The 18,919-nt window shown below is 70.3% G+C and carries 19 protein-coding genes; 13 read left to right on the top strand and 6 right to left on the bottom strand.

Annotated features, from left to right (window positions below; translation table 11 throughout):
• Positions 1-57: 57 nt before the first annotated feature.
• The 7 genes from ACWF62_RS07210 (at position 58) to ACWF62_RS07180 (ending at position 7,800) form a co-directional block, all read left to right on the top strand.
• The gene (locus tag ACWF62_RS07210) at positions 58-1,221 is read left to right on the top strand and encodes a steroid 3-ketoacyl-CoA thiolase (RefSeq protein ID WP_378569598.1); all 1,164 of its coding nucleotides are present in this window, start codon (positions 58-60) and stop codon (positions 1,219-1,221) included.
• 102 nt (positions 1,222-1,323) lie between these two features.
• Positions 1,324-3,516 (top strand): acyl-CoA dehydrogenase, encoded by a 2,193-nt coding sequence (locus ACWF62_RS07205; protein ID WP_452629724.1) that lies wholly within the window; start codon positions 1,324-1,326, stop codon positions 3,514-3,516.
• A gap of 13 nt (positions 3,517-3,529) precedes the next feature.
• The gene (locus ACWF62_RS07200; protein WP_378509356.1) at positions 3,530-4,735 is read left to right on the top strand and encodes a lipid-transfer protein; all 1,206 of its coding nucleotides are present in this window, start codon (positions 3,530-3,532) and stop codon (positions 4,733-4,735) included.
• Positions 4,736-4,739: 4 nt separating this feature from the next.
• The gene (locus ACWF62_RS07195) at positions 4,740-5,612 is read left to right on the top strand and encodes a MaoC/PaaZ C-terminal domain-containing protein (protein WP_378509355.1); all 873 of its coding nucleotides are present in this window, start codon (positions 4,740-4,742) and stop codon (positions 5,610-5,612) included.
• Entirely contained in the window at positions 5,612-6,262 is a 651-nt protein-coding gene (locus tag ACWF62_RS07190) for a PaaI family thioesterase (RefSeq protein ID WP_378509388.1), read from the top strand. Before ACWF62_RS07195 ends, ACWF62_RS07190 begins: the two co-directional genes overlap by 1 nt.
• 99 nt (positions 6,263-6,361) lie before the next feature.
• Positions 6,362-7,150: an SDR family NAD(P)-dependent oxidoreductase gene (locus ACWF62_RS07185; protein WP_378509264.1), complete on the top strand. Its 789-nt coding sequence runs from the start codon at positions 6,362-6,364 to the stop codon at positions 7,148-7,150.
• 215 nt (positions 7,151-7,365) lie between these two features.
• Positions 7,366-7,800, top strand: coding sequence for a hypothetical protein (locus ACWF62_RS07180; RefSeq protein WP_378509189.1), 435 nt, complete (start codon positions 7,366-7,368; stop codon positions 7,798-7,800).
• A 39-nt stretch (positions 7,801-7,839) separates the two neighbouring features.
• On the opposite strand, the gene ACWF62_RS07175 is transcribed toward ACWF62_RS07180, so the two are convergent.
• The 4 genes from ACWF62_RS07175 to ACWF62_RS07160 are packed head-to-tail and all read right to left on the bottom strand — an operon-like array spanning position 7,840 to position 11,459.
• The gene (locus ACWF62_RS07175) at positions 7,840-8,328 is read right to left on the bottom strand and encodes a nuclear transport factor 2 family protein (RefSeq protein WP_378569624.1); all 489 of its coding nucleotides are present in this window, start codon (positions 8,326-8,328) and stop codon (positions 7,840-7,842) included.
• Between the two features lie 26 nt (positions 8,329-8,354).
• Positions 8,355-9,263: a TIGR03619 family F420-dependent LLM class oxidoreductase gene (locus ACWF62_RS07170; protein WP_452629723.1), complete on the bottom strand. Its 909-nt coding sequence runs from the start codon at positions 9,261-9,263 to the stop codon at positions 8,355-8,357.
• Positions 9,264-9,306: 43 nt separating this feature from the next.
• The gene (locus ACWF62_RS07165; RefSeq protein ID WP_378569601.1) at positions 9,307-9,795 is read right to left on the bottom strand and encodes a nuclear transport factor 2 family protein; all 489 of its coding nucleotides are present in this window, start codon (positions 9,793-9,795) and stop codon (positions 9,307-9,309) included.
• A 2-nt stretch (positions 9,796-9,797) separates the two neighbouring features.
• Positions 9,798-11,459: a class I adenylate-forming enzyme family protein gene (locus ACWF62_RS07160; RefSeq protein WP_452629722.1), complete on the bottom strand. Its 1,662-nt coding sequence runs from the start codon at positions 11,457-11,459 to the stop codon at positions 9,798-9,800.
• A gap of 316 nt (positions 11,460-11,775) precedes the next feature.
• Between ACWF62_RS07160 and ACWF62_RS07155 the strand changes: the two genes are divergently transcribed.
• The 3 genes from ACWF62_RS07155 (at position 11,776) to ACWF62_RS07145 (ending at position 15,080) form a co-directional block, all read left to right on the top strand.
• Positions 11,776-13,449, top strand: coding sequence for an AMP-binding protein (locus ACWF62_RS07155; RefSeq protein WP_452629791.1), 1,674 nt, complete (start codon positions 11,776-11,778; stop codon positions 13,447-13,449).
• A gap of 61 nt (positions 13,450-13,510) precedes the next feature.
• On the top strand, positions 13,511-14,149 hold the full coding sequence (locus ACWF62_RS07150; protein ID WP_378569603.1) for an SDR family NAD(P)-dependent oxidoreductase: 639 nt from the start codon (positions 13,511-13,513) through the stop codon (positions 14,147-14,149).
• 49 nt (positions 14,150-14,198) lie between these two features.
• Positions 14,199-15,080 (top strand): LLM class F420-dependent oxidoreductase, encoded by an 882-nt coding sequence (locus ACWF62_RS07145; RefSeq protein ID WP_378569626.1) that lies wholly within the window; start codon positions 14,199-14,201, stop codon positions 15,078-15,080.
• A 70-nt stretch (positions 15,081-15,150) separates the two neighbouring features.
• On the opposite strand, the gene ACWF62_RS07140 is transcribed toward ACWF62_RS07145, so the two are convergent.
• Positions 15,151-15,711, bottom strand: coding sequence for a helix-turn-helix domain-containing protein (locus ACWF62_RS07140; protein ID WP_378509194.1), 561 nt, complete (start codon positions 15,709-15,711; stop codon positions 15,151-15,153).
• 67 nt (positions 15,712-15,778) lie between these two features.
• On the opposite strand from ACWF62_RS07140, the gene ACWF62_RS07135 reads away from it, so the two are divergent.
• Together ACWF62_RS07135 and ACWF62_RS07130 are read left to right on the top strand one after the other, a co-directional pair.
• On the top strand, positions 15,779-16,489 hold the full coding sequence (locus ACWF62_RS07135) for an AzlC family ABC transporter permease (RefSeq protein ID WP_378509195.1): 711 nt from the start codon (positions 15,779-15,781) through the stop codon (positions 16,487-16,489).
• Positions 16,486-16,809: an AzlD domain-containing protein gene (locus tag ACWF62_RS07130; RefSeq protein ID WP_378509196.1), complete on the top strand. Its 324-nt coding sequence runs from the start codon at positions 16,486-16,488 to the stop codon at positions 16,807-16,809. Before ACWF62_RS07135 ends, ACWF62_RS07130 begins: the two co-directional genes overlap by 4 nt.
• A 24-nt stretch (positions 16,810-16,833) precedes the next feature.
• Here the strand turns inward: ACWF62_RS07130 and ACWF62_RS07125 are convergent, their stop codons facing one another.
• Positions 16,834-17,262, bottom strand: coding sequence for a nuclear transport factor 2 family protein (locus tag ACWF62_RS07125; protein ID WP_452629721.1), 429 nt, complete (start codon positions 17,260-17,262; stop codon positions 16,834-16,836).
• A 123-nt stretch (positions 17,263-17,385) separates the two neighbouring features.
• Here ACWF62_RS07125 and ACWF62_RS07120 point away from each other — a divergent pair, with 123 nt between their 5' ends.
• The gene (locus tag ACWF62_RS07120) at positions 17,386-18,879 is read left to right on the top strand and encodes an MFS transporter (protein ID WP_452629720.1); all 1,494 of its coding nucleotides are present in this window, start codon (positions 17,386-17,388) and stop codon (positions 18,877-18,879) included.
• Positions 18,880-18,919 lie beyond the last annotated feature (40 nt).

Below are 18,919 nucleotides of genomic sequence, written 5' to 3'. Positions count from 1 at the left end.
CGCCCCCCGACGAGAAATAGAATACGTTTCAGAAATCGTATTCGTCAGGGAGCACACATGAGCAACGTCGTCATCGTCGAGGCCGCGCGGACGCCGATCGGCCGGCGTCGCGGGCAGCTGGCCGGGGTGCACCCCACGGTTCTGCTCGGGGCAGCACAGAAGGCGGTCCTCGACCGCGCCGGACTGCCCGCCGAGCAGGTCGGCCAGGTCGTCGGTGGCCTCGTCACGCAGGTCGGTGAGCAGTCCAACAACGTCACTCGCAACGCCTGGCTGCACGCGGGACTGCCCTATGCCACGGCTGCGACCACCATCGACTGCGCCTGCGGGTCCTCCCAGCAGGCCGTGCACATCATCGCCGGCCTGATCGCGTCCGGTCAGATCGATGCCGGCATCGGGTGCGGCGTCGAGGTGATGAGCCGGGTGTTCCTTGGGCAGGCGCTCGCCCCCGGCACCGGGATGCCTTACCCGGACGACTGGTCCCTCGACCTGCCCGACCAGTTCGTCGCGGCCGAACGGATCGCCGACAAGCGGGGCATCACGCGCGGCGACGTCGACGCGCTCGGTCTGCGTTCGCAGCAGCGCGCCGCGCAGGCGTGGGCGGAGGGCCGCTTCGACCGCGAGATCGTGCCCGTCGAGGCGCCGCAGGTGACCAAGGAGGGCGAGCCGACCGGTGAGACCCTCACCGTCACCCGCGACGGCGGCCTGCGGGAGACCACCGCCGAGGCCCTCGCTGGCCTCAAGCCCGTCGCCGAGGGTGGCATCCACACCGCGGGCAACTCGTCGCAGATCAGCGACGGTGCCGCGGCGGTGCTGCTGATGAGCGAGGAGAAGGCGTCCGCGCTCGGCCTGCGTCCGCGCGCCCGCATCGTGTCCTCGGGCATGGTCGGCTCCGATCCGTACTACCACCTCGACGGCCCCATCGACTCCACCCGCCACGTGCTCGCCAAGTCCGGGATGTCGCTCGCCGACATCGACCTGGTCGAGATCAACGAGGCGTTCGCGTCGGTCGTGCTGTCCTGGGCGCAGACCCTCGACGCCGACATGGACAAGGTCAACGTCAACGGCGGCGCCATCGCCCTCGGACACCCGGTCGGCTCCACCGGCGCCCGGCTGATCACCACCGCGCTGCACGAGCTGGAGCGGTCCGACAAGTCCACCGCGCTGATCACCATGTGCGCCGGCGGCGCGCTCTCCACCGCCACCATCATCGAGCGCATCTAGGCGCCTCCGGCGCCCGTGAGTCCTTTTGGCCCTCATCCGGGCCAAAAGGACTCACGGGCGCGAAGCGCCACTCCTAACTTCTGAAACCCGAGGACGACTTTCATGACCATTGGACTGAGTGACGAGGACCGCGAGCTCCGCGACTCCGTGCGCGGCTGGGCCGCCCGATACGCCACCCCGGCCGTGATCCGCGAGGCCGATGAGGCGAAGGCGGAGGCCCGTCCGGAGTACTGGGCCTCGCTCGCCGAGCTCGGCATGCTGGGCCTGCACCTGCCGGAGGAGGTTGGCGGCGCCGGGTTCACCCTGCTCGAAACCGCAATCGTCGCTGAGGAACTCGGCCGCGCGATGGTGCCCGGCCCGTTCCTGCCGACCGTCGTCGTCTCCGCGGTCCTGAACGCGGCAGGTCACACCGCCGAACTCGAGGGTCTGGTCGACGGCTCCACGTTCGGTGCCGTCGCGCTCCAGCCCGGAACCCTCGCGCTGGCCCAGGCGGAGGGCGCGACCACCCTGTCGGGCACGTCGAGCCTGGTTCTCGGCGGTCAGGTTGGCGACCTGTTCCTGCTCGCCGCGACCGACGCCGCCGGTGACCGCGTGTTCGTCGTCGTCCCGCGAGACCGGCTCACCGTCACCGACCTGCCCAGCCACGACGTGATCCGCCGCAACGCCGAGGTCACGGTCGACGGCCTTGCGCTGGCCGACGGCGAGGTGCTGGCGCTCGATGCGCAGCGCGTCCTGGACATCGCGGCGACCCTGTTCGCGGCCGAGGCATCCGGGCTTGCCGACTGGGCCACCACCACCGCGGCCGACTACGCCCGCGTGCGTAAGCAGTTCGGTCGGGTCATCGGCCAGTTCCAGGGCGTCAAGCACAAGGTCGCGCGGATGTTCGGTCGAACCGAGCAGGCCCGTGTCACCGCGTGGGACGCCGCCCGAGCGCTCGGCGAGGAGGTTCCCGCCGAGGAGGCGTCGCTCGCGGCGGCGGTCACCGCATCGGTCGCCCTCGACGCCGCCTTCCAGGTGTCGAAGGACTGCATCCAGGTACTCGGCGGCATCGGCTACACCTGGGAGCACGACGCGCACCTGTACCTGCGCCGCGCCCAGTCCCTGCGAATCCTGCTCGGCTCCACCGGATCCTGGCAGCAGCGGGTCGCGGAGCTGACCCTTGCCGGGGCGCGCCGGGTGCTCACCGTCGAGCTGCCCGCCGAGGCCGAGCGGATCCGCGCCGACGTCCGGGCCGAGCTCGAGCCCGCGAAGGCCAAGACCGGCGCCGACCGCACCACCTACCTGGCCGAGAAGGGCTACACGTCCCCGCACCTGCCCGCACCGTGGGGCAAGAGCGCGGATGCCGTCACCCAACTCGTGATCGCCGAGGAGCTGGCGGCGGCCGACGTGAAGCCGCACGACATGATCATCGGCAACTGGGTGATCCCGACGCTGATCGCGCACGGCAACGCCGAGCAGCTCGACCGGTTTGTGCCGGGATCGCTGCGCGGCGACATCGTCTGGTGCCAGCTGTTCTCCGAGCCCGGCGCAGGCTCCGACCTGGCCAGCCTGTCCACCAAGGCCACCAAGGTCGAGGGCGGCTGGAAGCTCAACGGCCAGAAGGTGTGGACGTCGATGGCACGCGACGCGCACTGGGGCATCTGCCTGGCCCGCACCGACGCCGACGTCCCCAAGCACAAGGGCCTGTCGTACTTCCTGGTCGACATCCGGAACTCGGAAGGCCTCGACATCCGCCCGCTGCGGGAGATCACCGGCGAGGCGCTGTTCAACGAGGTGTTCATCGACGACCTGTTCGTCCCCGACGACTGCCTGGTCGGTGAGCCCGGTGACGGCTGGAAGCTGGCTCGTACCACCCTCGCCAACGAGCGGGTGTCGATGACCGGTGGGTCCTCGCTCGGCGACGGCGGCGAGGCGCTCGTCGCGCTGGCCGACACCCTGCCCGGAGGCATCGACGCCCATCAGCTCACCGTGCTCGGTCAGATCCTCTGCGACGCGCAGTCCGGTGGGATCATGGGTCTGCGGACGACGCTCCGGTCGCTGGCGGGATCGCAGCCCGGCGCCGAGTCGTCCGTCGCGAAGCTCCTCGGCGTCGAGCACATCCAGCAGACGTGGGAGGTCGCGATGGAGTGGGCGGGGCCGTCGTCCCTGCTCGGTGATCAGGAACGCACCTCGGCCACGCAGATGTTCCTCAATTCCCAGTGCATGTCCATCGCCGGTGGTACGACGAATGTTCAGTTGAACATCATCGGCGAGCGGATCCTCGGACTGCCTCGCGATCCCGAACCAGGAAAGTAGGCACTGCAGCCCCATGAACCGCACCTTCGTCGTCGGCGTCGGCATGACCAAGTTCGAGAAGATCGAGTCCCGTGACTGGGAGTACCCGGACATGGTCACCGAGGCCGTGAGCAAGGCGCTCACGGACGCGGGCATCGACTACTCGCAGGTCCAGCGCGCCGCGGCGGGGTACGTGTTCGGCCCGTCGGCGGCGGGGCAGCGGGCGCTGTACGAGACGGGGCTGACCGGTATCCCGGTCGTCAACGTCAACAACAACTGCGCGACGGGGTCGACGGCCCTGCTGATGGCCCGCGAGTGGGTCCAGGCGGGGTTCGTCGACTGCGCGCTGGCCGTCGGCTTCGAGAAGATGACGAAGTCGTCGATGGCGGGCACCGGCGAGCTGCCGAAGGTCACCACCCTCGATGACCATCTGAGGGTGATGACCACTAAGCACGGCTGGGGCAAGGGCCCGATGACCGCGCAGCTGTTCGGCAACGCCGCACTCGAGCATATGGAGCGCTACGGCACCACCGCCGAGCAGATCGCGGCCGTCGCGGTCAAGAACCACAAGCACTCGGTGAACAACCCGTACGCGCAGTTCCAGGACGAGTACACCCTTGAGCAGGTGCTGGGCGACAAGATGATTCACGCCCCGCTGACCCGGTCGCAGTGCTCGCCCACCTCCGACGGGGCCGGTGCCGCGATCGTCGTCAGCGAGAAGTTCGTCCGCGAACACGGCCTCGAGGGCCAGGCAGTGGAGATCGTCGCGCAGGCGCTCACCACGGATACCGCCGAGGCGTTCGCGGACCAGTCGATGATCGACGTCGTCGGCGCGCCGATGACCCGGGCCGCGGCCGAGCAGGTGTTCGCCGAGTCCGGGCTGAGCATCGACGACGTCGACGTCATCGAACTGCACGACTGCTTCGCGATCAACGAGATCATCACCTACGAGGGCCTCGGCCTGTGCGCACCCGGTGAGGGCGGCAAGCTCGTCGAGTCCGGCGCCACCACCTACGGCGGCCGCTGGGTCGTCAACCCGTCCGGTGGGCTGATCTCCAAGGGTCACCCGCTCGGCGCCACCGGTCTCGCACAGTGCGCGGAACTGAACTGGCAGCTGCGCGGGCAGGCCGATGCACGTCAGGTGGACGGTGCTTCCGTTGCCCTGCAACACAATCTGGGTCTCGGTGGCGCGTGCGTCGTCACGCTCTACCGGTCCGGAACCATTTCCAAGGAGTCATAGACACATGCCGATCGACGTGAGCGCCGCCCTGGCGGCCGCCCCCACCGTCCGCGAGGCCAGCTGGACCGAGCGCGACGTGATCCTGTACCACCTGGGTCTCGGGGCGGGCGTCAACTCGCTGGACCCGGCCGAACTGGGTTGGGTGTACGAGAAGGGTCTGAAGGTGCTGCCGACCTTCGCGATGGTCGCCGGGCAGGGCGTCTCGGCGGGCACCCTGAAGCCGGCCGGGATGAACCTGCCCGGCATCGACATCGACCTGCGCAAAATCCTGCATGCGGGGCAGGCGCTCACGTTGCACGCCCCGATTCCGACGTCGGGGACCGCGACCATCTCGTCGCGTGTTGCCGACGTCTGGGACAAGGGCAAGGCCGCCGTCATCGTGCTCGAGCAGGCGGCCGCCGACTCGGACGGAAACCCGTTGTGGACCACCGCGATGCAGATCTGGGCCCGTGGTGAGGGTGGCTTCGGCGGCGAGGCCGGACCCGAGCTGGCCGCGGGCGTGCCGGAGCGGGCTGCGGACACGGTGCTGGTCTCGCCGACGAGCACCGCGCAGGCGCTGGTGTACCGGCTCAGCGGAGACCTGAACCCGCTGCACGCGGACCCCGAGTTCGCGAAGATGGCCGGATTCGATCAGCCGATTCTGCACGGCCTCGCGTCGTACGGTGTCGTGTGCAAGGCCGTCGTCGACGGTGTCCTCGACGGGGATCCGGCACGGGTGCAGTCGTTCTCGGTGCGGTTCGCCGGATCCCTGTACCCGGGGGAGACCATCGAAACCGCCGTCTGGCGGGACGGTGACACACTCACCCTGCAGGCCACCTGCCCCGAACGGGACGGGCAGCCGGTGCTCACCCACGCCACGATGGAGGTTCGCTCGTGATGGAATCCGGGGACCACCCCACCGCTGCGACCCATCCGCACCGGACGGTGCTGACGTCGGCGCCGCAGGACGCGCCGGTGGACCGCGCGACCGCCGCGGCCCGCCGCGTCATCGACGCGATGATCCGCACGGACCGCGGCAACGCGAACCTGGACCGGGTCGCGGAGGAACTGAACAGCATCGCCGACCATCTCGAGGAGCACGCCCCCGAGGTCGCCGACCGGATGGTCGACATGTGGAGCGGTGAGGGCGTCACCCGCCACGACCCGATCACCGGTCCGGAGAACGCAATTGCGCCGCCACTGGTGATCGAGGGACTCGAGGACGGGTCGGTGCAGGGCGTCGTGACGCTGACGCTGCCCTACCAGGGGCCTCCCGGATGCGTGCACGGCGGCGTCTCCGCGATGCTCCTCGACCACGTCCTCGGCGTCGCGAACGCGTGGGGCGGCACGGCGGGGATGACCGCGCAGCTGAACACGCGGTACCACAAGCCGACACCCCTGTTCGAGCCGCTGACCATCACCGGCAAGCAGATCTCGATGGAGGGACGCAAGATTCGTACCATCGGTGACATCAAGAACGCGGCCGGAGAGGTCTGCGTCTCCGTCGACGCACTGTTCATCCACGCGGGCGTCCCGCGCCCGCGGTAGCGGGTTCACGTATTCACGGGGTGAGGGGAACCTTCGGCCGGTCCAACCGGCTGAAGGTTCCCCTCACCCGTATCTGGAGGTCGAGAGATGGGAGCAGGAATGGGCAAGCTGGACGGGCGCGTGGCGATCGTCACCGGAGCGGGGATGGGTATCGGTCGCGGGGTCGCGGGCGCACTCGCGCGTGAGGGCGCGAGCATTGTCGTCGCCGAGATCGACGAGACCGCGGGCGCGGACACCGCGCGATGGCTGACCGAGGAGTGGGGTGTCGGGGCGAGTTTCGTCCGCACCGACGTCACCGATCGCGAGCAGGTGCACGCGATGGTCGACGTCGCCACCGAGCAGTTTGGCCGGCTCGACATCCTCGTCAACAATGCCTGGCGCCCACTCGGTTACGCGCGGTTCGAGAAGACCGCGGACGAGAACATGCGCGCCGGGTTCGATATGGGTGTCATGTCGGCGTTCTGGGCGATGCAGCACGCCTACCCGGCGCTGGCCGAGCACGGCACCGGACGCGTCGTGAACATGTGCAGCCTCAATGGCGTCAACGCCCACATGTACTCCGTGTACTACAACGCCGCGAAGGAGGCGTTGCGCAGCATGACCCGCACCGCCGCACGCGAGTGGGCGCCGAAACAGATCTGCTGCAACGTCATCTGCCCGGGCGCGCAGAGCGCAGCCTACAAGAGGGTCGCCGAGGCCAACCCGCAGATGGCCGCCGCGCAGGAAGCAGCCAACCCGATGGGACGCATCGGCGATCCACTCGACGACATCGGCACCGTCGCCGCGTTCCTGGCGAGCGACGACTCCCGCTATCTCACCGGCAACACCCTGTTCGTCGACGGCGGCAGCCACATCAACGGCGTTCAGTGGGCGCCCAACGTGGATTGACGGCGGCTGCGCCACCTGTGCGCGCGGCGGCATTCCCGCCGGATCCCTCGTTGCTTTCGCCATCGAATCGAATCCAACTGTTAGACACAATGTTTCCGCGGCGACGACAGATTTCGCGAATCGCTGCTCAGGGCGTGCGAGGCGTGCATGATGGCTGCGGTCTCGTGCGGAGATCGGCACGGGCCGCCCCGACACCCTTGAGGAACGGACACGCTGTGGACACGTCACGCAAGAACATCGCCCGAGTGGCCGTGATCGCCGGAATGGCGACCGCGGCATTGGTCGCCACCCCCGCCGTCGGCTCCGCCGCGGTCACCGGGAACGCGGCCGTCACGACCGGCGGCAACACCATCACCGTCAAGTTCACCGACATCGCCTCGCCGAGCCTGGTCGGGTGCGTGGTGCGGGCGGACAACGCGAGCGGCACCGAGATCACCGTCAACCCCGTCCTGATCGTGGGAAATCCGGGTACCGGCCTGTACGTCTCGCAGCCGCTGTCCAGCGGCGACTACACCGTCCACGCCTCCTGCCTCGACGCCGACGGGGCGACGACGCTCACCCCGGAGGGCGGGGTACCCGTGTCGCTGGGGATCAGCTTCGGCAGCCTCACTCTCGACACCGGCAGCCTGGGGGCACTCTTCAGCAGCTGACGCCGCGGTGCTGCCCGTCGTCCGGGACGGGCAGCACCGTCACGTCGACCTCTCCACTCGGGCGCGCAGCGCATCGAGCAGGTCGCGGCCCCCGCGGGCCCCGCGCGGGCCGGCCGCCTCCGGTGCGATCATCCGGCCCGCATCCGAGCGGGTCCACTCCCGCACCGCCCAGCGCTCCGCGATGGCCCAGCGGGCGCCGCGCCGCTCCATCAGGTCCACGAACCGGGCGCCGCTGGTGAAGTCACCGCGCGTCGCGTGCCCCCAGTGCACGTTCGTCGCGTACGCCTCGCTGAGTGCGGTGTCGCCGTACAGTTCCACCAGGTGATTGCCAACGTGGTGCATCGTGCCGCCGAGCTGCGTCAGCTTCGGCTGCACCCAGGCGATGTACTCGTCGACCGTGCCGTCGAATCCGGTGTGGTGGTCGATGCCGTCCGGGTGGTAGCAACTGCGGACCAGGTCGAAGTCGAGGCGGTCGATGCCGCGGCAGTACCGCAGGACCACCTCGCGAATCTCTTGCTTGTCGCACATTTCCCGCAGAGCGCGCGCCGTGTCCGTCACCGGGTTCCCTCCTTCACTCCGACCATCCAGTCGAGCAGGCTCGCGAGGCCGTCGGTCGCGGTGCCGAACGACGCCGGCCGGAACACGGCGACCGTTGCCCCGGCCCGGTGCCAGCCCCGGACCTGTTCAGCCGTGGCGTCGAGGTCGACGGCCCCGGCCGCGGTCCGTACCGGAGCCACCGACACCTGGACCCGTGCCGTACCCGGATCCCGGCCATGGTCCGCGAAGCATTCCCGCAGCTGGGCAACGGATTCGGGGAACGATTCCATGTCGGTGGGGTTGACGGTCCAGCCGTCCGCCACTCGGGCGATCCGGTCGAAGTTCCGCCTACTGGGACCGAACCCAAACAGCACCGGGACCCGGGCCTGCACCGGGACCGGGTACGCGTGGAAATCCTCGAACGAGTAGTCGCGCCCGGTGAAGGTCGCGGGCGGCGCCCACAGTGCCCGGCACGCGGCGACAGTCTCCTCCAGCCTGCCGAATCGGGCGTTGAACGGCACACCGACAGCGGCGTACTCGGCCTCCTGCCACCCGACCCCGAGTCCGATCGTGACCCGGCCTTCCGACAGGCCGTCGAGCGTGGCGAGCTGCTTGGCCAGCAGCACAGGTGGGCGGACGGTGCCGACGAGCACGGACACCCCGAGCCGGGTCCGCCGGGTCACCGCCGCGACGGCCGACAGCAGCGCGAGGGGCTCGGGCCACGGGTGGTCGAGGGCGAACGGGAATCCGTGGCCGGTGACCCGCTCGGCGTGCGCGGCCCCGTTGAACCCGAGATGGTCTCCGGTGGAGATCAGATCGATTCCGGCTCGATCCGCATCCGCGGCCAGGTCCACCACCGGTCGGACCCGACCGTCGTAGAACGCCTCGGCACCGAGCAGGTTGAGGCCGATCTCCAGCGGTGCCACGTGTGTCCGTCCTTGTCGAGCGGTCGAGGGGTCGGCCCGCGGATCAGGTCAGGGTACGCCGGGCGTGCTCGGTCAGGTTTCCCGTGTGGTCGATGCAGCACAGCCGCTGGGTGAATCGCCAGCCGCCGTCCACGCACTCGAACCGATCGAAGTAGCGTCCGGTAAGGATCGGCTGCAGCGGAAGGTCCGTGGTGCCCTGCAGCACCGTCACATACGACACGGCGGACGCCTCGGAGTTGTTCTCCGCCACGGTGACCCGGACGTTGGTGGTGACGTGTTTGGTGCGCGGCGACGGCGGCGCACCGTGCATCCGGACGAACGACTCGATCGCGTGGTGCACTGCGGCCCGGTCCCGCTCGATGGGATCACCGGCCGGGACGCCGTCGCCGTCGCACCGGCCGTAGCGCGCGTCGGCGAACAGGGCGGCCACCGACTCGAGCTCCCCGCGGTCGATCAGATGCGAGTAGGCGAAGATCAGGTCCCGCACCGCCTCGGTCGCCGCGAGACGCTCGATCGTGTGCCGCAGGTCCACCGCTAGAACTTCACCTGCGCGCGGGACACCTTCCCGGTCGCGTTGCGCGGCAACGGTTCCGTGGTGAGCCGCCACCGCGTCGGCACCTTGAAGTAGGACAGGCGATCGGCGACGAACTGGCGCAGCTCCTCCTCGCTCACGGTCGCGCCCGCGCGGACAACGACGATCGCGGCGACCTCCTGCCCGAGGTCCTCGTGTGCCTCGCCGACGACCGCGCACTCGGCGACGTCGGGATGCTCGTCGAGGACCTGCTCGATCTCGGTCGGGTAGATGTTCTCGCCGCCACGCAGGATCAGGTCGGAGCGCCTGCCGGTCAGGCGGAGTCGGCCGCCGTCCAGTCGGCCGAAATCGCCGGTGTGCAGCCAGCCGCCAGCCCGGATCGACGCGGCGGTGGCCTCCGGGTTGTCCCAGTAGCCGAGCATCACGTAGGGGCTGCGGACGCAGACCTCGCCCTCCTCGCCCTCCGGCAGCACCTCGCCGAGGGGGTCACGGATCTCCAGGGCCACCCCGAAGACCGGCTTGCCGAGGGTGCCGGGGAACTGCTGGACGTCGATCGGGGTTGCGACCGCGATGCCGGTCGAGCACTCCGTCATTCCGTAGCTGTCGACCAGGGAGTTCGTCGCGAACGGCACCTCCTCGCGCAGCCGCTGCTTGAACGCGATCGACGAGGGGGCCGACGCGAGCGAGAACGCGGTCAGCGAGGAGGTGTCGTAGCGGCGGACGTTGCCGTGCTCGATCATCCGGGCCGCCATGGTGGGGACCGCCCCCCAGTTGGTGACCTTCTCCCGCTCGACGAGGCCGAGCGCCCGGTCCACGTCGAACGCGCCCTGGTACATGATCACCGCGCTGCCGGACACCAGCTTCGGCACGATGATGTTGTGCAGGCTCGCGATGTGGAACAGCGGCGAGGTCAGCAGGTACCGCAGCTCGCTCGGCGTGTTCGGGTCGTACTCGCGGCCAGCGAACGCGTCGATCTGGGCGTCGCTGAACCGGTGATAGTCGGAGACCGCGATCAGGTTCCGCTGGGAGTGCAGCGCGCCCTTCGGCTTGCCGCTGGTGCCGCTGGTGAACAGGATGACCGCCGGGTCGTCCTCGCCGACGTCGGCGGTGCGCAGGTCCGCCCCCCGATGGGCGTCGATCAGCCGCGGGACGTCCTCCTCCATGGTCAGCACCGGAACGTCGATGTCGGTCTCGGCGACCAGCGCGGCCCGCTTGGCGTCGACGATGAGCACCTTCGGCGTGGTCAGGGTGACGCCGTACTCGATCTCGCGCGGCACCCACCAGGCGTTCATGCCGACCGTGATCGCGCCGAGCGACTGCGTCGCCCAGAATGCGATCACCCACTCCACCGTGTTCGCGGCGAGGATCGCGACCCGGTCGCCGACGCCGACGCCGTAGTCGTCGGCGAGCACCGTCGCGAACGCCGCCACCTGCTCGGCGTGCTCACGGAACGACAGGCGGCGATCCGCGGTGACGAGGTAGTCGCGGTCGCCCCAGGCGAGCGAGCCGGTCAGCAGCTCGTGCACCGCGTGCTTGCGCTCCCGCATCACCGGCATCCGCGAACCCCGCACGTCCTCCTCGACCAGCTCGAAGGGAGCTCCGGGTCCCGTCAGTCGGGACACGACGGCCGCGAGGTACGCCTGGGGATCGGTGGATGTGGTCATCTGATCGGGACCTCTCTGTACTCGAATTGCAGGGAAGGATCACACGGGCGGAGGGTTCGGCGGACGGCATTTCCACTGACCGGGACTGGCTCGGTTCGGCACTCGGGGCCTCGTTAGCGTCGCTCCGACAACGTTGTACGAGGAACAGCATCCAAGCCTAGCCAAGCGCGGATCCGGGACGGAACCTCCTCGTGCAACCACGGCAGCAAGGGCGCCTTGGCCTCTACGGTGGGATCCGCCGTCGTCGGCCGCGGACCCTCGCGCTCGCACCGATGCGCGCGACATGACCGCCGTGGTGCAGGACTCGAACACAGGAGTGAAGTTGGAACGCGCGACGATCGCCGAGATGCTGCTCGACCGCCTCGGGGACGAGCACCTGGGCACCCGGACCCGAGACCGGGACTGGACCTGGGACGAGACCGTCCGCGAGAGCGCCGCCCGCGGCGCCCTTGCCGCGTCGCTGCGGCGCGAGGGCCCGTTCCACATCGGGGTGCTGCTCGAGAACGTTCCCGAGTTCCTGTTCTGGCTCGGCGGCGCCGCGCTGAGTGGGGCGGCGATCGTCGGGATCAACCCGACCCGCCGCGGCGCGGAACTCGAGGCGGAGATCCGCTACGTGGACTGCCAGCTCATCGTCACCGACGCCGACGGCATGGCCAAGCTCAAGGGGCTGGACCTGGGGTTGACCGACGACCGGTTCGTCCTGGTCGACGACCCGGCCTACCCGGCGACCATCGACGCGCACCGCGTCGCGCGGCCGGTGGCGGACCCGTCGGTCGACGAGTCGACGCTGATGCTGCTGCTGTTCACCTCAGGGACCACCGGCATGTCGAAGGCGGTGCGCTGCAGCCAGGGCAGGCTCGCGCGGCTCGCGTACGCGAACAGTGCCAAGTACGGGCACGTCCGCGAGGACGTCGACTACTGCTGCATGCCGCTGTTCCACGGCAACGCCCTGATGGCGCTGTGGGCGCCCGCGCTGGCCAATGGCGCCACCGTGTGCCTGCCCGCCGCCCGCAAGTTCTCCGCGTCCGGGTTCCTGCCCGACGTGAAGTACTTCGGCGCGACCTTCTTCACCTACGTCGGCAAGGCGCTGTCCTACCTGATGGCGACGCCGGAAAAGTCCGACGACATCGACAACACCCTGGTCCGCGGGTTCGGCACCGAGGCGTCGCCGGAGGACCAGGTGGAGTTCGTTCGCCGCTTCGGCGCGCGGCTGATGGAGGGTTACGGCTCCTCCGAGGGCGCCGGATCGGTCACCCTCGACCCGGAGGCGCCCGAGGGCGCGCTGGGCCGTCCCGCCCACGACGAGATCGCCGTCGTCAACCCGGACACCCGGGTCGAGTGCGCCCGCGCGCAACTCGACGAGCACGGCCGGGTCCTGAACCCGGACGAGGCGATCGGCGAGATGATCGACAAGGGCGGCGCGAAGCGGTTCGAGGGTTACTACAAGAACGAGCAGGCCGTCGCGGACCGGATCAAGCACGGCTGGTACTGGACCGGCGACCTCGGCTACATCGACGAGGCCGGGTTCATCTATTTCGCGGGCCGCAAGGGCGACTGGATCCGAGTCGACGGCGAGAACACGTCCGCGCTGATGATCGAGCGGATCATCCGCAGGCACCCGAAGGTCGTCGCGACCGGCGTGTACGCGATCCCGGACCCGCAGTCGGGCGACCAGGTGATGGCCGCGATCGAGGTGGCGGACCTGTCCGACTTCGACCCGACGGAGTTCGCGTCGTTCCTCGGCGCGCAGGACGATCTGGGCACCAAGTCCGCCCCCCGGTTTGTTCGGGTGTCAACCAACCTCCCGGTCACCGGATCGAACAAGGTGCTCAAGCGGGAGCTGCAGGCGCAGTTGTGGCGCTGCGACGAACCGGTGTACCGCTGGGAGGGACGAGGCGAACCGGTGTACGTCCCGATGGCTGAGGATGGAAAGCGTGATCTGGAAGCGCAATTCGAGGCGTCCGGCCGGCAACGGTTCCTCGGAGCCTGACCCCCGGCCGTCCGCCGGTGCCGCGCCTCGCGCGTGGCCAAGCGGGCGCCGGGTCGCCCTGGTGGCGGGTGTCCCGCACGGCATCGGCGCGGACGTGGCTCTGGCGTTTGCCCGCGACGGCTTCGACGTGGCGCTGGCGATCGGTGACGGGGCAGGGGACCGGGCGGAGGCGGAGCGGATCGCGGCCGCGGTCCGCTCGTCCGGTGTCGCTGCGTTGATCGTCCCGATGGACCCGAGCGACGGCGCCAGCGTGCTGGCCGCCGCGGACCGGATCCTCGAGGCATGGGGCCGGGTGGACGTGCTGGTCAACAACGCCCGTACCCGCGCATCCGGCCACTACCGGCACCAGTTGGCGCTGATCCAGCGGCTGCTGCCCACAATGGTCGACCGCGCTGCCGGGGTCGTGATCAACCTGCTGTCCAGCCCGGACCCGGCGGCGCAGGATGCCAACGACGCCGCATCGCAGGACGCGTTCCGGCGTATGACGAACACGGTGAACGCGCAGTACCGCGGCCGGGGGGTGCGCGCGTTCAACCTCGGGCCCGACGAACTGCTCGCCGATCCCGGCCACGGGGTCGACACCCTGCCCGCGGAACTGGTTGCGGCGTCCGCCGTCTGGTTGGCGACCGATGCGGAGGCGGATCGGTTCCTGCACAAGGACGTGTGGGTGCCCAAGCGGGTGGGTACGCTCGCGGCGTGAGCGGCCACATCGGGTGCGCCGCCAATGAACCCGATGGAGGCGGTGCGTGGTGAAACTCGGAGTGGTGATCCCGGTCGAGCTCGGGATGGCAGCCGATCCCGAGCGGGTGCTCGAATTCGCCCGCACGGCAGAACGGTTGGGTTTCGACGAGATCTCCGCGGTCGAACACGCGGTGGTGATTGCGAACACCGCGAGCGACTACCCGTACTCCCCGACGGGCAAGTCCCACCTGCCGGACGACTGCCCTCTTCCCGACCCGCTCGAACTGCTCTCGTTCGTCGCCGGTGCCACCACCCGACTCGGTCTGGCCACCGGAGTTCTGGTGGCGCCCAACCATAATCCGGTCGTCCTCGCCAAGCGGCTGGCCACCCTCGACCGGCTCTCCGGCGGGCGGACGCGGATCTGCCTCGGTGTCGGATGGATGCGCGAGGAGATCGAGGCCTGCGGCGGCGACTTCACCCGCCGGGGGAGGTCCACCGACGAGGCGATCGCCGTGATGCGGGCCCTGTGGGCCGGAGGTGCCGACGGCGCGTCGTTCGCAGGCGAGTTTCATTCGTTCGCGGGCGCCTACTCGTTCCCGAAACCGTTGCACGACAACCGGGTTCCGTTGTACATCGGTGGCCACAGTGCGGCAGCAGCGCGCCGTGCGGGACGGCTCGGGGACGGCTTCCAGCCGCTGGGGCTCGGCGGCGACGACCTTGCTGGCGCGGTCGCGACGATGCGGGCGGCGGCGGCGGACGCGGGTCGTGACCCGTCCGAGGTCGCCCTCGTCCTCGGCGCGACGCTGCCGCGGATGGACGAGTCGAAGGTCGAGTGGGCGCGCTCGCTCGGCTCCGACCGGATCCTGCTGTCCGCGTCCCGTCACGCCACCACCCTTGAGGCCGTCCTCGACGAGATGGCCGCCTGCGCGGACCGCATGCGGCTCTCCTGACACCCGCAGGGGTCGTTGTCACCGTGGCTGACGGGGCGATTCCCGGTCTGACATGCGGGAACGTCCCGGCTCAGGTGTGCTCGGACACGAGCACCGCGCGGGTGCCCCGCTCCAGGGCCTGGAACACGTGGGCGACGTCGCCGGGGTAGGCGATGTAGTCGCCGGGGCCGAGTTCGACGGGGTCGTCGAGCAGCCCGACGAGCGCGCGCCCGGAACCGACGAGCACGTGCTCGACGGTGCCGGGCAGGTGCGGTTCGGATTCGCGCGGCGGCCCGGGCTCGACGTCGATGCGGTAGATGTCGCGACGCGCGTTCGGGGGGCAGGACGCGACGAGGGTTGCGCTGTAGTCGGTGCGTTCGGACCGCAGGATCGGCCCCTCATCCGCGCGGATCACCTGGACCCGCGGTCGCGGTGGGTCGATTAACTGGGCGAACTGAATGTCGAGGGCGACGCTGAGCGCCCACAGCGTTTCCACGCTGGGATTCCCCGTGCCCGACTCGAGCTGCGACAGCGTCGACTTCGCGATGCCCGCGCGCCGCGCCACCTCGGTCAGGGACAGTCCCGCGCGGTCGCGTTCGCGGCGCAGGGATGCCGCGATGACGTCGAGTGGTGCCTTCGCATCCGGAGCCATGCGTTCACTATATCGGCACGAGTGTTCGACTTGACGAACATGTGGACGAGTGTTCACCATAAAGATCATGCGTTCGATATGGCGAACACTCGATCCGGGGCTGAAGCGGGACATCGCGCTGGTGTCCCTGGCCGATGGCCTGGTCGGCGTCTCCTACGGGGCCATCGCCGTCGGGCTCGGGTTCGCGCCGTGGGTGCCGGTCCTGATGTCGGTGGTGGTCCTCGCGGGCGCCTCCGAGTTCCTGTTCGTGGGGATCGTCGCCGCGGGCGGCAGCCTGCTGGCGGCGCTCGCAGGCGGACTGCTGGTCAACGCCCGGCACCTGCCGTTCGGGCTCGCGGTCGGCGACGTCGCGGGCCGCGGCTGGCGACGCATCCTCGGCGCACACCTGCTCAACGACGAGAGCACCGTCTTCGCGCTCGGCCAATCCGATCCGGCCCGCAGGCATGCCGCCTACTGGCTGTGCGCGATCGGCATCGGGGTCTGCTGGCCGCTCGGCGCCCTGATCGGCGCGACCGCGGGCACCTTCATCGACGACATCGGCGCGTTCGGGCTGGACGCGATGTTCCCGACCGTGCTCCTCGCGCTGGTGTTCCCCGCGCTGCGGGACCGCGCGACCGCCGGGATCGCGCTGCTCGGGGCGGTCATCGCGGTCGCGGCCACACCGTTCCTGCCGACCGGGATCCCGGTCCTGCTGGCACTGCTGGCGCTGGTCGCCTCGATCTGGGCCACGCCGGGAACCCCCGGATCGCGGTCGTCCGACGCGGCGGACGCTCGATGACGGCGGGCCTGCCGCTGATCGTGGCCGTCCTCGTGCTCGGCGCGGGCACCTTCGCGTTCCGATTCGCCGGACCTGCCCTGCGCTCGCGCGGCATCGTCCCGGACCGGCTCGACACCGTCCTCGCCCTCGGCGCGATCGTGCTGTTGGCCGCCGTCGCGGCAACGCAGGCACTCACCGAGGACGGTGGGGCCGCGGGCATCGCGCGTCCGGCGGGCGTCCTCGTCGGGGGAGTGCTCGTCTGGCGGAGGGCGCCATTCGTCGTCGCCATCCTCGCCGCCGCCGCGACCGCCGCCCTCCTGCGCCTGCTCGGCGTCCCCTGACCACGGCAGGGGAGCGCGCCGGGGTCAGGGGACCGTGACGACGCGGTCCTCGGCGTAGTCGACGACCAGCTCACGGCGGGCGATCAGCCAGCGCCCGTCCACCCGCCGGTACCGGTCCAGGTAGCGGATCGCGATCGCGTTGTCGCGCATCCCGTCGCGGCCTCGATACAGGTGATGTGCCAGGCAGTACGCCCGCCCGGTCGCGGTGTCGCCGTCCACGTCCACCACGGACTGGTGCACGTCGTGGCGGGTGGCCTGCAGGTGCGCGGTGCCGTCCAGCACGGCAGCGACGATCGCGTCGACACCCGCCGCGACGACCTCCCCCGCGCCGCGGGTCAACGCGGGCGGCTGGACCAGGGCGGCGTCGACGGTGAACAGGGCGGCCAGGGCGGCCGCGTCCCGGTCGTCCACCGCCACCGCGTACCGCCCGGCCAGGTCCGATGGATCACTCATGACGACGAGTATGCGGGCCGCGGGCCGGCGTCGTGGTCGCAACCCGCTCAGCGGAACAGCGGCATGACCACCGGCCCTCGGGTGGCCTAGGGTCCGAGCTGAACAGATCGTTGGGAGGGGTCCGTGCCGTCACCACAGCGCGCCGCGTCCGGCAGGCTCGTTGTCCTCGCCCTCGCCTCCTGCGGCATCGTCGTCTCGCTGATGCAGACCATTGTGATGCCGCTGCTGCCCGAGTTCCCGAGGCTGCTCGACACCACGCCCGGCGGCGCGGCCTGGCTGGTGACCGCGAACCTGATCGCCGGTGCGGTCTGCGCCCCGGTGCTCGGCCGTCTCGGCGACATGTACGGCAAGCGCCGGCTGCTGCTCGTCGCGCTGGCGGTGATGGTCGCCGGGAGCCTGATCGGCGCGGTGTCCGACGCGTTCGCCGTCGTACTTGTCGCCCGCGCCCTGCAGGGCGCCGCGATGGGGGTGGTGCCGCTCGGCATCAGCATCATGCGCGACGAACTGCCGCCGGAACGGGTGGCGGGCGGAATCGCGCTGATGAGCTCCACCCTGGGGGCGGGCGGCGCGATCGGGCTTCCGCTCACCGGGGTGGTCGCCGAGCACTTCAGCTGGCATTGGCTCTTCGGTGGCGCCGCGGTGACCGGGTTGCTCGGGATGGCGGCGATCTGGCGGATCGTCCCCGAATCGCCGGTTCGGTCGGGCGGACGGTTCGACCTGGTTGGGGCGCTTGGACTGTCGGCGGCGCTGGTGTGCCTGCTGCTGGCGATCACCCAGGGCAACGGCTGGGGGTGGGGCAGCATCCCGGTCGTCGCCCTGTTCGCCGCCGCGGCGATCCTGTTCGCCGGGTGGGGATGGTACGAACTGCGACTCGCGCCGCCCGGCCGGGGCGAGGGCACCCGGCAGCCGCTGGTCGACCTGCGGGTCTCCGCGCGCAGGCAGGTCCTGCTGACGAATGTCGCGTCCGTCCTGGTCGGCTTCGCGATGTTCACCTCGTTCATGGTCAGCGCCCAGATCTTCCAGGCCCCTTCCGAGACCGGATACGGGTACGGCATGTCGCTGACGCTCAGTGGGGTCGCGCTGCTGCCCGGCGGCCTGATGATGATCGCGTTCTCGCCGGTGACCGCGCACCTCTCCCGCAGCCGGGGTCCGCGGATTACCTTCCTGATCGGTGCCGCGGTCCTGATGGTGGCGAACCTCGCCAGGGCCGTGACGCCGCCGCAGCTGGGCGTGGTCATCGCGGCGACCACCGTCACCTCGATCGGCGCGGCCCTCGCCTACGGGGCGATCCCGGCGATGATCATGCGCGCGGTCCCGGTCTCGGAGACCGCCGCCGCGAACAGTCTCAACGCCCTCGCCCGGTCCCTGGGCACCTCCACCTGCAGCGCGGTGGTGGCGGCCGTCACAACCGGATCGGTGATGCACATCGCGGGCGTCGAGTTCCCGACCAACGCCGCGTATGCGGTGGTGTTCGGGATAGGCGGTGCGGCAGCCCTGTTCGCGATCGTGATCGGCGTGTTCATTCCGCGTGACCGGGACGTCGCGGGCGGAGACCGGAGGCGCGACGATCTACCGCTCAGTGAGACTGACAACGACCAGGTCCGCATCACTCCGTAGCGTCCGACGTTCGCGGGATCGCGGGATGGGAGAGCCAAAC

The sequence above is a fragment of the Rhodococcus sp. NPDC054953 genome (assembly GCF_053609225.1).
Note: the sequence above shows the minus strand (reverse complement) of the source record. Positions and strands in the feature narration are given on the sequence as shown.